Here is a 16609-nt window from a genome sequence, read left to right on the forward strand (position 1 = left end):
CGGACCTGCCGCTGTCTCGCTTCGGGGCGCGAGCTCAGGGGGTGGTGCGGGGGCCCTCTAGAAGGCGCACATTCGACACATACAACGAGCACCGGGCGTCATGGTCGCCTCGGTCGCGGGGATGCGGTCGCTCGTCGTGGTCATGTCGCCAGTAAAACACGCGTACGGTCATGACAGTCACGCCGCTGTCCGGATGCTGGACAGCGGTGGACGGGGGCGGGGACGCGTCAGCCGCGGAGGGAGATTTCCACCCCCTGCTCGGTGACCAGTGCGGACAGGGCCGACAGGTTCTCGACGACCAGGTCGGCGTCGAGCTCGTGGGCCCGGTGGGTTGTGGTCAACGCCACGGTGGTCATGCCGGCGGCGCGGCCGGACGTCAGGCCCGCAGGGGCGTCCTCGAAAACGACGCAGTGGGCCGGGTCGACGCCGAGGGTGCGGGCGGCGAGCAGATAGGGCTCCGGGTCGGGCTTGCCGCGGGTGATGTCGTCGGCGGCGACGAGCGTCTTGGGGAGGATGCCGACGGCGTCGAGCCGCGCCTCGGCCAGCCGCCGGGTGGCGGAGGTGACGACGGCCCAGCGCTCGGCGGGCAGGGAGTCGAGGAACGCGCGGGTGCCGGGCAGGAGGTGCACACCGCCGTTGGGTACGTCCTCCACCTCCAGGTCCTCGATCCGCGCGAGGGCCCCCGGCACGATCTCGGCGGGCAGCAGGTCGGCGGCTATCTCGACGGCCGGCCGGCCGTGCAGTTCGACCCGCGCGAACTCCTCGGCCGTGATCCCGTACTCCGCGGCCCACCGCGTCCAGCAGCGGTCCACCGAGTCGAGGGAGGAGACCAGGGTTCCGTCGTTGTCGAACAGCAGGGCTTGCGCGTGGATCTTCATGGCCCCGACCCTACGGTGCGGGCCAGGGCCGGAAGCATCGGGCCTTTTCGGCCGTAATAAGGTCGCAGCATGCTTGCTGCTCTGACGCTGGTGACCGGCGTCGCCGCGCTGCTGCTCGCCGCCTGGTGCGGCCTCGCGGCCTACCGTGACCAGCCGACGAAGGACTGGCACTTCATCGGGATGGCCGTGGTCACCCTGCTGTCGCTGGTCCAGCTGGTGGTGGGGATCGTGCTGCTGGCGCAGGGCGAGAAGCCGGAGCAGGGCACGACGATCTTCGTGGCGTATCTGCTGGGGGCGTTCGCGTGTGTCCCGGCGGCGGGGTTCATGTCGCTGGCCGAGCGCACCCGGTGGGGCTCGGTGACGGTTGCCGCCGGCGGTGTGGTGCTGGCGGTGCTGGAGGTGCGGCTCTATGACATCTGGGGAGGCTGAGGTGGGCCGGCGGCGGCTGATCAGCGGGCCGGGCACGCTGCTGGTGTGGCTGTACGGCGTGATGGTCGTCGGGGCGGTGTCGCGGTCGGCGTATCAGATCGCGACGGAGTTCGACCGGGCGCCGCTGGCGTACTCGCTGTCGGCGGTGGCCGGTGTCGTGTACGGGTTCATCACGTACTCGTTGGTGCGGGGTGGGGAGACCGCCCGGCGGGTGGCGCTGGTGTGTTGTGTCGCGGAGCTGGTGGGTGTGCTGACGGTGGGGACCTGGACGTTGGTCGAGCCGTCGGCGTTCCCGGACGCGACCGTGTGGTCGGACTTCGGAATGGGGTATCTGTTCATCCCCGTGTTGTTGCCGCTGTCCGCCATCTACTGGCTGCGGCGGTCACGTACGCGGTAGAGAGAGGGCGGCTCGGGGGCGTCGGCGAGTGCGGGTTGTGTGTGGTTGTTCGCGCAGTTCCCCGCGCCCCTGAGAGGGCGGAATCAAGCCGTTGCCGCGTATGCGCCCGCCGGCTTCTCCAGGACGATCATGGGGATGCCGTCCGCGCCCTGGGACGTGCCCACCGTTTCGTAGCCCACCTTGCGGTAGAGGCGGAGGTTGCCCTCGTTGCGGTGGCCGGTGTGGAGGCGGAAGCGCTTGGCGCCGTGCTGGCCGGCGAGGGCCGATTCGGCCGCCCGGAGGAGGCGGGCTCCGATGCCGTGGCCCTGGAGGCGCGGGTGGACGCAGAGCTTGCCGATCGCGGCGGCGCCGTCCTCGGTGACCGAGCCGCGGACCGAGCCGACGACCTCCTCGCCCAGCCGGGCCACGAAGACGCAGTCCCGGGTGACCTCCTCGCGGACCGAGTCGAGGGTTTGGACGAGCGGGTCGATGCGGTAGTTCCCGTACAGCGCCGCCTCCCGCTGGAAGCACAGGTACTGCAGCCTGAAGATCTGCTCCGCGTCCTGCCCGGTCGCCGCAGAGATGGTCACGCTCATGCCCATGTGCGCACGCCTCCCGCTCATCTGATCACCTGTCGTTCCTCACTCCTATCCCCGTCCTCAACGGGCCGCAACCTCCGGCGTCAGCAATCTGCGCAGACATCCCAGGCATCTGGAACGTTCCGGGCCAAGACTCCCCTGTGAGATACCCAACTCCCCTGCGATTTCCCGGTATGTCAGGTCCTGCGGGGAGAGCAGGGCCTCCATCAGCCGGGGGCAGCGGCCCGGGAGGCGGCGTACGGCCTCGCGCAGGGCACGGCCGCGGGCCGCGGCGAGGGCGAGCTGTTCGGGGTCGCGGTCGCCGTCGTCGACCGGTTCGCCGGCGTACGGCCGTTCGAGGCGGCTCGTACGGCGGGTGCGGCGGGCCTCCGAGCGGACGGCGCGGCGGAGCCATCCCTGGGGGTCGAGCGGCGGGTCGTCGGCGTCGAGGCGCTCCAGCAGGCGGAGCCAGACCGCCTGTTCCAGGTCACCGGGCTCGGTTCCCGCGGCATATGCCTCCGCAGAGGCCTCGGCGGTGAGCAGCGGGCTCAGGGCGGTGACCAGGTCGGGTGTCATATGCGGAGCGACGCGGCCGCCCGGGTGGCGGGTTGCCCGGGCGGCCGAAGCTCACTCGACCGGGTGGTGTGAGATCAGCCGTTGACGAAGGCCTCGCGAGCCAGCAGGCCCGTGTCGGGCTGGTCGGTGAAGACGCCGTCGATGCCGGTCGCGAAGTACGCCTCGTACGCGCCGAAGACGTCACCGTAGGCGTCCGCGTCCGTGCCCTTGCGGAAGTTCGCGGGGAGGAAGGGGTTCTCGTTGCGCAGGGTCCACGGGTGCAGGATCAGCCCCACCTTGTGCGCGTCCGCGACGAGCGTCGTCGGCTGCGTGAGGTTGCCCTTGGCGTCGCGCGGGATGACCAGGTCGAGGGTCGGGCCGATGCCCTGCGCGTAGGAGGCGATCTCCCTGAGGCCGGCCGGCTTGACCAGGTCGGCGACGGTGCGCGGGTCGCCGGTCTCGACGAAGTCCCAGGGGCGGGTGTCCGCCGAGGACAGCAGGACGACCAGGGGGTTGTCGACGAGCTTGTTGAGGCGCTCGATGCTGGTCGGCTCGAAGGACTGGATGATGACCGGGGAGGTCCGCCTGTCCTTGCGGTACTTGCGCAGCACCTTGGCGACCCGCTCCTCCAGCGGCAGGCCCTGCTTGCGGAAGTAGGTGGGGTGCTTGAGCTCGGGGTAGATCCAGACCTGCTTGCCGCGCTTGCGGGTCTGCTCGTCCTGCCACCGCAGGACCTCTTCGAAGGTGGGGATCTCCCAGCGGCCGTTGTAGAGGGTGTTGTGCGGGCGGTTGGCCGGGATGCGCTCGATCGCGCGCAGCGTCTTCAGCTCGGCGAGCGTGAAGTCCTCGGTGAACCAGCCGGTGGTGGAGACACCGTCGAGGAGCTTGGTCTTCTTGCGGCCGGCGAACTCGGGGTGGTCGGCGACGTTCGTGGTGCCGCCGATCTCCGGCTCGTGCCGGCAGACCAGGTGCCCGTCCTTCGTCGGCACCAGATCGCCCGCCTCGACGATGTCGGCGCCCAGGTCGAGGGCCAGCTGGTACGAGCCCAGGGTGTGCTCCGGGCGGTAGCCGCTGGCCCCGCGGTGGCCGACGATCGTCGGCTTGGGCAGGCTCTTGAATCCGCCGTGCCCGCCGCCGTGCCGGGAGCCGTCCGCCCGCGCCGTGCCGGTCATGCCGAGGACCGCTCCGCCCGCGGTCAGCATCGCCGCGCCGAGCAGGGCCCGCCGTCCGGTCCCGCTCGTTTCTTCGTTCGACTCCTGCGTTCCCATTGAGCGCCCTCCCTGCCGTCGACTCGTCAGTGCTGGCCGATCGTACGGGCGCGTACATGACGGGTGTGAGACCCCGGGCGGAACAGGCGGGTGACTCCGGATGTCGTAGTGGCTGGTGGGGACGGTGAACTGACGATTCGTCGTATCCCGTTCGATTCGGTGCGGCGGTTCTGGGAACGCGTCCGGTGCGATCCGAGGCGATGTCCGTCACATCATGGCGGCCGGGTTACACACCGTCGACGACACGCCACCGCAGGTAAACACGCGTCAACAGTGCGTAAGGCCCTGGTTAAGTCGCCGTGCCCGATGTGCGCGATCCCGGGGGCCACGAGTATCGTCCTCACCTGCACATACTCATACAGATTCCCTTGACACCGGAGGGTCCGTTGTCCCGCTTCGCGCTCATCAAGGCAGTGCTCGGTCCGGTCATGCGCCTGATGTTCCGCCCACAGGTGGAAGGTGCGGAGCACATTCCCGGCGACGGCCCGGTCATCCTGGCCGGCAACCACCTGACGTTCATCGACTCGATGATCCTGCCGCTGGTCTGCGACCGGCAGGTCTTCTTCATCGGCAAGGACGAGTACGTGACCGGGAAGGGCTTCAAGGGCCGGCTGATGGCCTGGTTCTTCACCGGCGTCGGCATGATCCCGGTCGACCGCGACGGCGGCCGGGGCGGGGTCGCCGCGCTGATGACCGGACGCCGGGTGCTGGAGGAGGGCCAGGTCTTCGGGATCTACCCGGAGGGCACGCGCTCGCCCGACGGCCGGCTGTACCGGGGGCGTACCGGTATCGCCCGGCTCACGCTGATGACGGGGGCGCCGGTGGTGCCGTTCGCGATGATCGGCACCGACCGGCTTCAGCCGGGCGGGGCCGGTCTCCCCCGGCCGGGCAAGGTCACCGTGCGATTCGGTGAGGCGATGGAGTTCTCCCGGTACGAGGGGATGGACCGGGACCGCTACGTGCTGCGGGCCGTGACGGACTCGGTGATGAGCGAGGTCATGCGGCTGTCCGGGCAGGAGTACGTGGACATGTACGCGAGCAAGGCCAAGGAAGCCGCTTAGTTCTCGGGTGCGGGTGGGTGGGGGCTGTTCGCGCAGTTCCCCGCGCCCCCACCGCCGCACGACTACGCGTGGTCCGTCCCGCCGCTCTCCAGCCGCTGCCCCCGCAGCAGGAACCACGCCGCCACCGCCGCCGCCAGCAGGACCGCCGCGCCGACGCCCGCCGCGAGGGCCAGGCCGTCGACGAAGGACGTACGGGCCGCGTCCAGCATCACCGCCGAGGTGTGTGCGGGCATGCTCGCGGCCGCCTCGACGGCGCCGCCGAGTGACTCGTGGGCCGCGGCCGGGGTGCCCGCCGGGCCGGTGAAGTCGCGGTAGACGCCGGTCACGATGGAGCCGAGCACGGCGATGCCGAGGGCCGCGCCGAGTTCGTACGCCGTCTCGGACACCGCGGAGGCGGAGCCCGCCTGCTCCTTGGGCACGCTGGAGAGGATCACGTCGGCGGTCACGGTGAAGGAGAAGCCGGCGCCGACACCGACGACCAGCAGCGCGGTCCCGAGCAGCGGATAGCCGGTGGACTGGTCGATCACCGTGAGCGCGGCCAGCGCCAGGCCGATCGCCGCGAGGCCCCCGGAGACGACGGCCCGTACCGAGAAGCGGCGGGCCGCACGCCCCGCGGCCAGACCGGCCACCACCGCGCCGATCGCGGCGGGCAGCTCGGCGAGGCCCGCCTCGAACGGGCGCCTGCCCTGGACGAGTTGCAGGTACTGGGAGAGGAAGAAGACCAGACCGGACAGGCCGAGGATGGTCAGCAGGTCCGCCAGCACGGCCCCGCTGAAGCCTCGGTGGCGGAACAGCCGCATGTCCAGCAGCGGGGCGGGGAGCGTGAGCTGACGGCGCACGAACCCGTACAGGCCGGCCGCGCCCAGCAGACCTGCGGCCAGGGTGGCCCAGGCGAAGCCGTGGGTGGCCGCCTCCTTGATCGCGTACACGACACCGACCATGCCGACCAGCGACAGCACGACACTGGCCAGGTCCCAGGGCCCGGCGTTCGCGGTCCGCGACTCGGGCAGCAGCTTGATCCCGACGAGGACCAGGACCGCCATCACCGGCAGGTTGATCAGGAAGACCGAGCCCCACCAGAAGTGCTCCAGCAGGAAGCCGCCGACGATCGGGCCCACGGCCGTACCGGCGGAGGCGGTGGCACCCCAGATGCCGACGGCCAGACTGCGTTCGCGCGGGTCGTGGAAGAGGTTGCGGATCAGCGCGAGCGTGGCCGGCATCAGGGTGGCGCCGGCGACGCCCAGCAGGGCCCGCGCGACGATCATCATCTCGGGGGTGGTGGCATAGGCGTTGAACACGGATATCGCGCCGAACGCCGTGGCGCCGATCAGCAGGATCCGCTTGCGGCCGATGCGGTCGCCGAGGCTGCCCATGGAGACGAGCAGACCGGCGATGACGAACGAGTAGACGTCGCCGATCCACAGCAGCTGCGTGCCGGAGGGGTTCAGGTCCTCGCTGATGTAGGGGGTCGCGAGACCGAGCACGGTCGCGTCGACGGCCACCAGCAGCACGGCGAGCACGAGGACGCCGAGTGCGAGCCAGCGGCCCGGGCGCTTCACCGCCTCGGTCGCTTCAGCCGTCTGCAAGGTGCTGGTCATGATTCCTCTCTCCGTAGTGCGCCGCCGAGCAGCAGCTCGACGATCATGTGCTGGAAGTCCTTGGGGGCGCCCTTGCCGCTGTGCACCATCCAGGCGCCGGAGGCCATCAGGCCGTAGAGCGCCTCGGTGAGCCAGGCAGGGGTGAGGTCGATACGGAACTCGCCGCCGAGCTGGCCGCGCCGGAACAGGGCGGAGATCCGGTCGTCGATCAGGGCCCAGCCCGCGTTCTGCTCCTCGCCCTCGAACAGCTGGTTCTCGGTGTAGAGGAAGGCGAGCAGTCCGGCGGCGGGCTCGATGGCCCCGACCAGCCGGCGTACGGCATCGCTCGCAGTGCCCTCGTCGAGCCTGGCCGCGTCCAGTGCGGCCTCGCACTCCGCGATGCCCAGCGACTCCAGCGCGCGGACGAGGGCGTCACGCCCGGCGAAGTGGCGGTGCAGCGTGGCCCGGCTGATCCCGGCGGCCTTGGCGACCTCGTCCATGGTCGCGGTGGCTTTGCGGCTCAGCAGGGCCGCGGCGGTGCGCAGCACGTGATCAGGATCGACAGCCATGAGACGAGCATAGCCCAGATGAGACACTGATGTCTCACGCTGGGCATGCGTGGCTCACGGCTGGCGGTTTACGGAGAGGTGTTACTCAGCGCTCAGCGCTCAGTTCTCAGTTCTCAGTTCTCAGTTCTCAGTGCCAGGGCAGCTGTCCGCGCCGCTCCCAGTACGTCCGCGGTTCCTCGACCAGCCCGGCGAGGCGGGTCAGCTGGTCGTCGTCGAGGTCGACGACGGCGGCGTGCAGGTTCGAGGCGAGCTGATTGGTGGTGGCCGCGCCGGAGAGAACCACACCGGCCCAGGGCTGTCGCAGGATCGCGGCGAGAGCGACGGCGTCGCAGCCCAGGTCCGCTTCCTCGGCGATCTCCTTCAGGACGGCCGGGGCGTGCGGACCCGCGAGCCGGCCGTTGGCCATGCCCTCCTTGACGATCACGGTGAGCCCGGCGTCGTGCGCCTCGGCGAGAGCGGGCGCGGCGGAGGTCTCCAGCGCGTTGTACGTGGACTGGACGGTACGGAAGAGGGGTTCGCCGTCGACCGTGACGGCGAGGGCGGCGCGGATCGCGTCCGCCTGGGCCGGACCGCTGGTGGAGAACCCGATGGTGAGGCCCTGGGCGGCGGCCTCCGCGAGCTTCGCGTGCAGCTCCTTGTCGGTGAGGGCCGGGCTGTCCGGGGTCACCGAGTGGATCTGGTAGAGGTCCATCCGGTCGCCGAGCAGGGCGTCGCTCTCCGCGCGCTGCCGTTCGTAGGTGGGCAGGGTGTGGTCCTTCACCTCGTGCCGGTCGGCGTCGGTGGACCAGTCGGCGGTGTAGGTGTAGCCCCACTTGCTGCCGACGACGATGTCGTCGAAGGCGGGCCTCGCCTTGAGCCAGTCGGCGAGGAACTCCTCCGAGCGGCCGTAGGAGCGGGCCGCGTCGAAGTAGCGGACGCCCTGGGCGTAGGCGGCGTCGAGGAGATCGTGGGTGCGGGTGCGCAGCGTCTCGACGCTGCGGTCTTCTCCGAGGTCTTCGTCTCGGCCGAGGTTGATGTAGCCCGGGCGTCCGACGGCGGCGAGGCCGAGGCCGATGTGGCAGGTGGGGGTGGTTGCTGTGGCCAGGCGGGCGAAGGGCATCGGGGGCTCCGTTCGGTCGGCTCCGGTTCGGCTTCGACCAACGTATCCCGCGATGACCTTCGCCTCGGAGCTGGGATCTTGCGGTGTTTCGGCGGGTGCGGGTTGTGAGTGGCTTGTCGCGCAGTTCCCCGCGCCCCTGAGTGCGTTCCCCTCAGGCCTGCTTCTTGGCCACTGCCCATTCGTGCTGGGCCGACACGTCTGCCTTCACCTCTGCCAATTGGACGCCGACCGCGCTCGGGGCCGTGCCGCCCCTGCCGTTGCGGGAGGCCAGGGCGCCGGGGACGTTGAGGACCGTGCGGACCTCGGGGGTCAGGTGGGCGGAGATCTTGGCGAACTGGTCGTCCGTCAGATCGTCCAGTTCCTTGCCCTCCGCCTCGGCGACCTTCACGCACTCGCCGGCGACCTCGTGGGCGACTCGGAACGGGACACCCTGCTTGACCAGCCACTCGGCGATGTCCGTGGCGAGGGAGAAGCCGGCCGGGGCCAGTTCCGCCATGCGCTCGCGGTGGACCGTGAGGGTGGCCATCATGCCGGTGAAGGCCGGCAGCAGGACCTCCAGCTGGTCGATGGAGTCGAAGACCGGCTCCTTGTCCTCCTGGAGGTCGCGGTTGTACGCGAGGGGGAGGGCCTTGAGCGTGGCCAGCAGGCCCGTCAGGTTGCCGATCAGACGGCCGGACTTGCCGCGGGCCAGCTCCGCGATGTCGGGGTTCTTCTTCTGCGGCATGATCGACGAGCCCGTGGAGAACGCGTCGTGCAGGGTCACGAAGGAGAACTCCTTCGTGTTCCAGATGATGACCTCCTCGGCGATCCGGGAGAGGTTGACCCCGATCATCGCCGTGATGAAGGCGAACTCGGCGACGAAGTCACGGGAGGCCGTGCCGTCGATGGAGTTGCCCGCGGAGCCGTGCTCAAAGCCGAGGTCCTTCGCCACCGCCTCCGGGTCCAGGCCGAGTGAGGAGCCCGCCAGGGCGCCCGAGCCGTAGGGCGACACGGCCGTGCGCGCGTCCCACTGGCGCAGCCGCTCCGCGTCCCGGGAGAGGGACTGGACGTGGGCCAGGACGTGGTGCGCGAACAGGACCGGCTGGGCGTGCTGGAGATGCGTGCGGCCGGGCATCGCCACGTCGGGGTGCGCCTCGGCGAGGCCGATCAGGGCGTCCTGGAGCTCCGCGATCAGGCCGCCGACGACCCGGGCGTGGTCGCGCAGATACATCCGGAAGAGGGTCGCGACCTGGTCGTTGCGGGAGCGGCCCGCGCGCAGCTTGCCGCCGAGGTCGGGGCCGAGCCGCTCCAGCAGGCCGCGCTCCAGCGCGGTGTGCACGTCCTCGTCGGCGATGGTGCCGACGAAGGAGCCGTCGGCGACGTCCGCCTCGAGCCGGTCGAGGCCTTCGAGCATCCTCGTCAGCTCGTCGTCCGTGAGCAGCCCGGCCTTGTGCAGCACGCGCGCGTGCGCACGCGAACCGGCGATGTCGTACGGCGCGAGCCGCCAGTCGAAGTGGACGGACGCGGACAGCTTCGCCAGGGCCTCGGCGGGACCGTCGGCGAAACGGCCGCCCCAGAGCCGGACGTCACCGCTGTTGCTGCTCACTTGCGTTGCTCCTAGAGGGTGTGGATGTGACGCAGACCTTTATATGCCCAGAGCCCGGCTGACAGGGCCTAGGCCAGGTCCCGCCGGGCCGCGATCTTCGACGACAGGCTGTAGATGTCGATGAAGCCCTTGGCCGCGGACTGGTCGAAGGTGTCGCCCGTGTCGTAGGTCGCGAGGTTGAAGTCGTACAGCGACTGCTGGGAACGCCGGCCGGTGACGACCGCGCGGCCGCCGTGCAGGGTCATCCGGACGTCCCCGGTGACGTGCTGGTTCGCCTCGTCGACGAAGCCGTCCAGGGCGCGCTTGAGCGGGGAGAACCACTGGCCGTCGTAGACCAGCTCGCTCCAGCGCTGCTCGACGCCGCGCTTGTAGCGGGCGAGTTCGCGCTCGACGGTGACGCTCTCCAGTTCCTGGTGGGCGGTGATCAGGGCGATCGCGCCCGGAGCCTCGTACACCTCGCGCGACTTGATGCCGACGAGCCGGTCCTCGACCATGTCGATCCGGCCGATGCCCTGGGCGCCGGCGCGCTCGTTGAGCTGCTGGATCGCCTGGAGGACGGTGACGGGCCTGCCGTCGATCGCGACCGGGACACCCTCCTTGAAGGAGATGACCACCTCGTCCGGCTCACGGGTGAGAGCCGGGTTCTCGGTGTACTCGTAGATGTCCTCGATCGGCGCGTTCCAGATGTCCTCGAGGAAACCGGTCTCGATGGCGCGGCCGAAGACGTTCTGGTCGATGGAGTACGGCGACTTCTTGGAGGTCGCGATCGGCAGGCCCTTGGCCTCGCAGAAGGCGATGGCCTTGTCGCGGGTCATGGCGTAGTCACGGACCGGGGCGACGCACTTCAGGTCGGGGGCGAGGGCGACGATGCCGGCCTCGAAGCGGACCTGGTCGTTGCCCTTGCCGGTGCAGCCGTGGGCGACGGTGGTGGCACCGTGCTTCCGGGCGGCGGCCACGAGGTGCTTGACGATCGTCGGGCGGGACAGGGCGGAGACCAGCGGGTAGCGGTCCATGTAGAGGGCGTTGGCCTTGATCGCCGGGAGGCAGTACTCCTCGGCGAACTCGTCCCTGGCGTCCGCCACCTCGGCCTCGACGGCACCGCAGGCGAGCGCGCGCTTGCGGATGACGTCCAGGTCCTCGCCGCCCTGGCCGACGTCGACCGCGACCGCGATGACCTCGGCGCCCGTCTCCTCGGCGATCCAGCCGATGGCGACGGAGGTGTCAAGACCGCCGGAGTAGGCGAGTACGACGCGCTCGGTCACGGGTTCTTCTCCTCCGTACTGCAATCACTGTCCTGCATGAGTATGCAGACCACTGCATGATTCGTCAATCCGGCTCGGGGCGGGCAGCGGTTTCTGGTCAGGCCGAGAAGAATTTGAAGATCCTTTGAACGCGGGAAACCGCTTACTCGTACCTTTCGCCGAACGCAGGCGCCGCGTTTCAGCACACCGAGGACACCCCCGTCCCCCGACCCCTAGTGAGGCATCCGCATGTCCAGGGCTCTTCCGAAGTACAACAAGCGTCGCGTCGCGTTCATCGGCGGCGCCGCCGCGGTGGCACTGTCCGGCACGGTGATCGCCGGCTTCGCCCTCGCCGGGGAGGAGACGCCCGCGAGCGGTGGGACGAACGCCCGGACGCTGGCGGGCCCCGGCACCATCTCGTGCCCGGACGTCACCGGGCAGCTGCCCGCGGTGCCCGCTTCGGCGCAGGCGGAGGTCGACAACAACCTCGCCCAGCTGAACACCCAGATCCAGGAGGCCAACAAGCGCCTGGTGGACACGGTCGGCCAGGGCGGACCCAACTTCGTCCAGAACGCCATCCTCGGCCCGCTGGAGGACAAGCGCACCGCCGCCCTCAACCGCATCGAGACCGCCATCGGCCGCGCCGCCGAGAAGCCCGAAGGCCTCGAGGCCTTCGCCGCCGGCTGCAAGGTCAACGCCGACGGCGGCGCCGGGGCGGGCGAGGCCGCGGGAGGCGAGGCGGGTGCCGGCGAGGAGGCCGGTGCCGAGGCCGGTGCGGGTGCCGAGGCCGGGGCCGAAGCGGGTGCCGAGGCCGGGGCCGGCGCGGAAGCGGGTGCGGGCGCCGAGGCCGGTGCGGGTGCCGGAGAGGACGCGGGTGCGGGTGCGGGTGCGGGCGAGGCGGGGAACGCCGGGGCCGGCGCGATCAGCTGCCCGGACGTCACCGGCGAGCTGCCCGCGATCCCGGCCTCGGCCCAGGCGGAGGTCGACCGCAACCTGGCGCAGCTGGACACCCAGGTCGCGGAGGCCAACAAGCGCCTCGTCGACACGGTCGGCCAGGGCGGACCCAACTTCGTCCAGAACGCCATCCTCGGCCCGCTGGAGGACAAGCGCACCGCCGCCCTCAACCGCATCGAGACCGCCATCGGCCGCGCCGCCGAGAAGCCCGAAGGCCTCGAGGCCTTCGCCGCCTGCCAGCTCAACCAGTGAGGTGACAGACACCGTGGCCGCCCCGAGTGAGCGCCGGCCGGGGCGGCCACGGGCGGGCGTCCGAGCGTGGGATCCGGCAGAGGTGACCGGATCCCGCGACCTCTCGGGCCGTCGCCCATAATTCCTTAGACAGTCGAAAGACCTGCGCCCATAATCGTTTGACATGGGAAAGACTCATGAGCGCATAGAAGGCCGGCTCCGCTCGTTCATCGAGGCGCAGCCGGTCTTCTTCACCGCCACCGCTCCCCTGTCCGCCGACGGCACGGTCAACCTCTCCCCCAAGGGCCTCAAGGGCTCCTTCGTGGTGCTCGACGAGCTCACCGTGGCCTATCTCGACTTCGCCGGTTCCAACGCCGAGACCATCGCCCATCTGCGGGAGAACGGGCGGATCACCCTGATGTGGTGCGCCTTCCAGGGACCGCCGAACATCGTCCGCGTGCACGGGCGGGGCGAGCCGGTCTTCCGTGACGACCCGCGCTTCCGGGAACTCCTCGCCCGCTTCCCGGACATCGACCCGGCACAGCACGGCCCGCGCGCGATCATCGTCGTGACGGCCGAACTCGTCCGCGACACCTGCGGCTACGCGGTGCCCTTCATGGCGTACGAGGCGGAGCGCGACCTGCACGGCAAGCGTTTCGCGCGCGAGGACGACGCCTCGCTCGACGCCTACTTCACCAAGAAGGAGCACATCGCGACCAGCCTGGACGGACTACCCGGGCTGCCGTTGCCGCTGCCTCCCTCTACGGTCTGAGACATGCGCCCAGGTGCCGTCGCCCTCACCGTCTCCTCCCTCCTGGTGCTCGGCGCCGGGCAGCCCGTCCGGGCGGCGCCCCTGCCGGACCGGATGGCGAACACCGGCGGCGGCACCCAGCTGATCACCGCGGTGGCCCCGAAGCGGGCCTCCACCACGGGCACGCTCACCTGGTGGGACCTCAGGGGCGGGCGGTGGGTGAGGACCGGCTCCGCGCCCGCGCACTTCGGAGCGAACGGACTCGTCGAGGGCACCGCCCGCAAGCAGGGCACGGACACGACACCCACGGGCCTGTACGGAATGCCGTACGCCTTCGGCATCAAGGCGGCGCCGCGCGGGACGGCGTACGCCTACCGCCGGGTGCACCGGGACTCCTGGTGGTGCCAGGACAACGACTCCCGCTCCTACAACCGCTGGACCGAGCCCCGCGCGGCCGACTGCCGGGCCGGGGAGTCCGAGCAGCTGATCACCTACCGGGCGCAGTACGCGCACGCGCTCGTCATCGACTTCAACTACGAGCGTCCCGTCCGGGGGCGTGGCGCGGGCATCTTCCTGCACGTCAACGGGCGGGGAGCGACCGCCGGCTGTGTCTCCGTGCCGAAGGACGCGATGCGGCGGATCCTCACCTGGGCCGACCCGGCGAAGCGTCCCCACATCGCCGTCGGGACGAAGAGCGGGACCACCGCCGTCACCCGCTACTGAGGCGGGGACAGCGCGGGGGCACGCGCCCTCGGGGCGGGGCCGCCACGCGGGCACGCATGCCTGTTACCGCTGGTCACTCCCGTCCGCACATGACTCGGCACGCGGCTGAACACTCCCGCGTCCCGGCACGTATCTGTGGGCCAAGGGTCAAGTCCCCACGGAGGAACCGTGACCACCACGCTCGCAGGCGGCCGTGCCGCCCGTCGTCAGACGATGCGCCGCATCCGCCCGCGCCGCTCCCCGGCCGTCCCGCTGCTGATCGCCCTGTGGGCGGGAGCGGCGGCCGTGCTGTGGCTGTGGTGGGACAACACTCCGTCCCTCGCGGACCAGTCGAGCAAGATCCTGGCCGCCGGCCGGATCACCGGCCTGCTCGCCGGCTACCTCATGGCGCTGGTGGTGCTCCAGATGGCCCGGGTGCCCGCGCTGGAGCGCCGGGTGGGCACCGACCGGGTCGCGCGCTGGCACGCCATGACCGGCCGCTACACGCTCTGCCTGGTCCTCGCCCATGTCTTCCTCACCATGTGGGGCTACGCCCTGCAGGCGGGCAAGGGACTCGGTGACATCGTCCAGCAGACGACCGACTCCATCAACCAACTGCCTGACATGGGCAAGGCCGCCATCGGCACGGGCCTGCTGTTCGTCATCGGGATCCTCTCGATCGGCGGGGTCCGCCGACTGATCGGGTACGACACCTGGTACCACGTGCACCTGCTCACCTACGCGTCGGTGTACATGACGTTCTGGCACCAGATCACGACCGGCAACGAGTTCGCCGTCGAGCCGGCCGCGAAGACCTTCTGGTACGGGCTGTACGGCGTGGTGACCGCGCTGGTCGTCTGGTACCGGATCATCACCCCGGTCCGGCTGAACCTGCGCCACCGCATGCGCGTCGCGGCGGTCATCGAGGAGACTCCGGGCATCGTGTCGGTGCTGATCAGCGGACGCAAGCTGCACCGGATGGGAGCGGAGGCCGGGCACTTCTTCCGCTGGCGCTTCAAGGCGCCGGGCATGCGCTTCAGTTCGCATCCCTACTCCCTGTCGGCGGCGCCCCGCCCGGACATGCTGCGGATCACCGTCAAGGCGATCGGCGACCACACCTCCCGGCTGCGTGATCTCGAGCCCGGCACCAAGGTGTGGGCCGAGGGCCCGTACGGCGCGATGACCGCGCAGCGCCGCAGCCGCGGCAAGGTGCTGCTGGTCGCGGGGGGTGTCGGCATCACCCCGATGCGGGCCCTGTTCGAGACGCTGCCGGGTGCCTCCGGCGACATCACGCTCCTCTACCGGGCCAACACCACCCAGGACCTGGCCCTGTGGGGCGAGCTGGCCAAGATCGCCGACGAGCGCGGCGCGCGGCTGATGTACGCCGTCAACAGCCCCGACGGGGAGCGCCCCGACATCTCCGCGGAGTCCCTCCAGCGGAAGATCCCCGACATCGACGACCACGACGTCTTCATGTGCGGGCCGCCCGGCTTCGCGCAGTCGGTCTACGAAGCACTGCGCGGCGCGGGAGTCCCCGCCCGCCGTATCCATCACGAGTCGTTCGAGATGTGAGCGACGGGACATCAACGGCCCTTCAGGAGTTTGGGAAACGATGAGGAAGAGTCACCCCGTCCGGCGTGCCGTGCTCGCCGGCGCAGCCACCGTCTCCGGGATCGTGCTGCTGCTGTCCATGAAGCCGGCCTCCGACCCGGGTTCCGCCCAGGCTGCCGGGCAGGCTCCTCCGGCGGCGGCCGGGCAGGCACCGCAGGGCGGCGTGAACGGCGCCGTCACCGGTGACGCGCAGCAGACGGAGTACGGCCCGGTCCAGGTCCGTCTGACCATGAGCGGCGGAAAGATCACTCAGGCCGAGGCGGTCCAGGCCCCCAAGGGCGGACGCAGCGACCAGATCACCGCCAGCTCGGTGCCCCGCCTCAACCAGGCGGCCGTCGCCGCGCAGAGCGCGCAGATCGACGCCGTCTCCGGAGCCACCTACACCAGCGCCGGCTACAAGAAGTCCCTCCAGTCGGCCCTGGACAAGGCCAAGGCCGCGGGCGGCGCCGCACAGGGCTCGGGCAACGCCCAGGCCCTCACGGGCGATGCCGTGCAGACGCAGTACGGCCCGGTCCAGGTGCGGGTCACCGTGGCGGGCGGGAAGATCACCAAGGCCGAGGCCCTCCAGACGCCCAAGGGCGGACGCAGCGACCAGATCACCGCCAGCTCGGTACCCCGCCTCAACCAGGCGGCCGTCGCGGCCGGGAACGCGCAGATCGACGCGGTCTCGGGTGCCACGTACACGAGCGCCGGCTACAAGAAGTCGCTTCAGTCCGCGCTGGACAAGGCTCCGGCAGGGGGAGGCGGCGGCGCCGCGCAGGACTCCGGGCAGGGCGCCGGGGCAGGCTCCGGGGCGGGTGCCGGGGCGGGCGGTGCCCAGGCCAAGACGGTCACGGGCACGGCAGCGCAGACGCAGTACGGTCCCGTCCAGGTCCGTATCACCGTCGCGGGTGGGAAGATCACCAAGGCCGAGGCCGTCCAGGCCCCCAAGGGCGGACGCAGCGACCAGATCACCTCCTCCTCCGTGCCCCGCCTCAACCAGGCCGCCGTGGCGGCCGGGAACGCGCAGATCGACGCCGTCTCCGGAGCCACCTACACCAGCGCGGGCTACAAGCAGTCCCTCCAGTCGGCGCTGGACCAGGCCGGTGGCTGACACGGTGGCCGACCCCGCACAGGCTCCCGCCGCGGCACGTCATGTGGAAGA

The 16609-nt window shown here is 70.8% G+C and carries 17 protein-coding genes; 8 read left to right on the plus strand and 9 right to left on the minus strand.

Annotated features, from left to right (window positions below; genetic code table 11):
- Positions 1-227: 227 nt before the first annotated feature.
- A complete protein-coding gene (locus ACIBK5_RS19240) occupies positions 228-878 on the minus strand; it encodes an HAD family hydrolase (protein WP_399021053.1) in 651 nt (216 codons plus the stop codon).
- Between the two features lie 69 nt (positions 879-947).
- Here ACIBK5_RS19240 and ACIBK5_RS19245 point away from each other — a divergent pair, with 69 nt between their 5' ends.
- Together ACIBK5_RS19245 and ACIBK5_RS19250 are read left to right on the plus strand one after the other, a co-directional pair.
- Positions 948-1307, plus strand: coding sequence for a hypothetical protein (locus ACIBK5_RS19245; RefSeq protein ID WP_215122567.1), 360 nt, complete (start codon positions 948-950; stop codon positions 1305-1307).
- Positions 1288-1704, plus strand: coding sequence for a hypothetical protein (locus tag ACIBK5_RS19250; protein ID WP_399021054.1), 417 nt, complete (start codon positions 1288-1290; stop codon positions 1702-1704). The genes ACIBK5_RS19245 and ACIBK5_RS19250 overlap by 20 nt, the downstream gene beginning before the upstream one ends.
- An 83-nt stretch (positions 1705-1787) precedes the next feature.
- Here the strand turns inward: ACIBK5_RS19250 and ACIBK5_RS19255 are convergent, their stop codons facing one another.
- The 3 genes from ACIBK5_RS19255 to ACIBK5_RS19265 all read right to left on the minus strand — a co-directional run bounded on the left by ACIBK5_RS19255 (position 1788) and on the right by ACIBK5_RS19265 (position 4084).
- Positions 1788-2285, minus strand: a complete 498-nt coding sequence (locus tag ACIBK5_RS19255; RefSeq protein ID WP_399021286.1) for a GNAT family N-acetyltransferase — start codon at positions 2283-2285, stop codon at positions 1788-1790.
- Between the two features lie 57 nt (positions 2286-2342).
- Positions 2343-2837, minus strand: a complete 495-nt coding sequence (locus tag ACIBK5_RS19260; protein ID WP_399021055.1) for an RNA polymerase sigma factor — start codon at positions 2835-2837, stop codon at positions 2343-2345.
- Positions 2838-2911: 74 nt separating this feature from the next.
- Complete coding sequence (locus tag ACIBK5_RS19265) at positions 2912-4084, minus strand: glycerophosphodiester phosphodiesterase (protein WP_399021056.1); 1173 nt, start codon at positions 4082-4084, stop codon at positions 2912-2914.
- A 386-nt stretch (positions 4085-4470) separates the two neighbouring features.
- Between ACIBK5_RS19265 and ACIBK5_RS19270 the strand changes: the two genes are divergently transcribed.
- Positions 4471-5145: a 1-acyl-sn-glycerol-3-phosphate acyltransferase gene (locus ACIBK5_RS19270; RefSeq protein ID WP_189726505.1), complete on the plus strand. Its 675-nt coding sequence runs from the start codon at positions 4471-4473 to the stop codon at positions 5143-5145.
- Between the two features lie 62 nt (positions 5146-5207).
- Here the strand turns inward: ACIBK5_RS19270 and ACIBK5_RS19275 are convergent, their stop codons facing one another.
- From ACIBK5_RS19275 to ACIBK5_RS19295, 5 genes are all read right to left on the minus strand, one after another.
- A complete protein-coding gene (locus ACIBK5_RS19275; RefSeq protein WP_399021057.1) occupies positions 5208-6743 on the minus strand; it encodes an MFS transporter in 1536 nt (511 codons plus the stop codon).
- On the minus strand, positions 6740-7291 hold the full coding sequence (locus ACIBK5_RS19280; RefSeq protein ID WP_399021058.1) for a TetR/AcrR family transcriptional regulator: 552 nt from the start codon (positions 7289-7291) through the stop codon (positions 6740-6742). The genes ACIBK5_RS19275 and ACIBK5_RS19280 overlap by 4 nt, the downstream gene beginning before the upstream one ends.
- 127 nt (positions 7292-7418) lie before the next feature.
- Positions 7419-8390 (minus strand): aldo/keto reductase, encoded by a 972-nt coding sequence (locus tag ACIBK5_RS19285; protein WP_399021059.1) that lies wholly within the window; start codon positions 8388-8390, stop codon positions 7419-7421.
- A gap of 151 nt (positions 8391-8541) precedes the next feature.
- Positions 8542-9975, minus strand: coding sequence for an argininosuccinate lyase (argH, locus tag ACIBK5_RS19290; RefSeq protein WP_399021060.1), 1434 nt, complete (start codon positions 9973-9975; stop codon positions 8542-8544).
- 68 nt (positions 9976-10043) lie between these two features.
- Entirely contained in the window at positions 10044-11237 is a 1194-nt protein-coding gene (locus tag ACIBK5_RS19295) for an argininosuccinate synthase (protein ID WP_399021061.1), read from the minus strand.
- A 228-nt stretch (positions 11238-11465) separates the two neighbouring features.
- On the opposite strand from ACIBK5_RS19295, the gene ACIBK5_RS19300 reads away from it, so the two are divergent.
- From ACIBK5_RS19300 to ACIBK5_RS19320, 5 genes are all read left to right on the plus strand, one after another.
- A complete protein-coding gene (locus ACIBK5_RS19300) occupies positions 11466-12422 on the plus strand; it encodes a hypothetical protein (protein WP_399021062.1) in 957 nt (318 codons plus the stop codon).
- 163 nt (positions 12423-12585) lie between these two features.
- On the plus strand, positions 12586-13173 hold the full coding sequence (locus ACIBK5_RS19305) for a pyridoxamine 5'-phosphate oxidase family protein (protein ID WP_399021063.1): 588 nt from the start codon (positions 12586-12588) through the stop codon (positions 13171-13173).
- 3 nt (positions 13174-13176) lie between these two features.
- Positions 13177-13875, plus strand: a complete 699-nt coding sequence (locus ACIBK5_RS19310; protein ID WP_399021064.1) for a L,D-transpeptidase — start codon at positions 13177-13179, stop codon at positions 13873-13875.
- Positions 13876-14043: 168 nt separating this feature from the next.
- Positions 14044-15426 (plus strand): ferric reductase-like transmembrane domain-containing protein, encoded by a 1383-nt coding sequence (locus ACIBK5_RS19315; protein WP_399021065.1) that lies wholly within the window; start codon positions 14044-14046, stop codon positions 15424-15426.
- Positions 15427-15466: 40 nt separating this feature from the next.
- Positions 15467-16558 carry an FMN-binding protein gene (locus ACIBK5_RS19320; RefSeq protein ID WP_399021066.1) on the plus strand — a complete coding sequence of 364 codons (1092 nt, stop codon included), beginning with the start codon at positions 15467-15469 and terminating at the stop codon, positions 16556-16558.
- Positions 16559-16609 lie beyond the last annotated feature (51 nt).

Origin of the sequence: Streptomyces sp. NPDC050546 (genome assembly GCF_044457425.1) — a bacterium.
Lineage (GTDB): Bacteria > Actinomycetota > Actinomycetes > Streptomycetales > Streptomycetaceae > Streptomyces.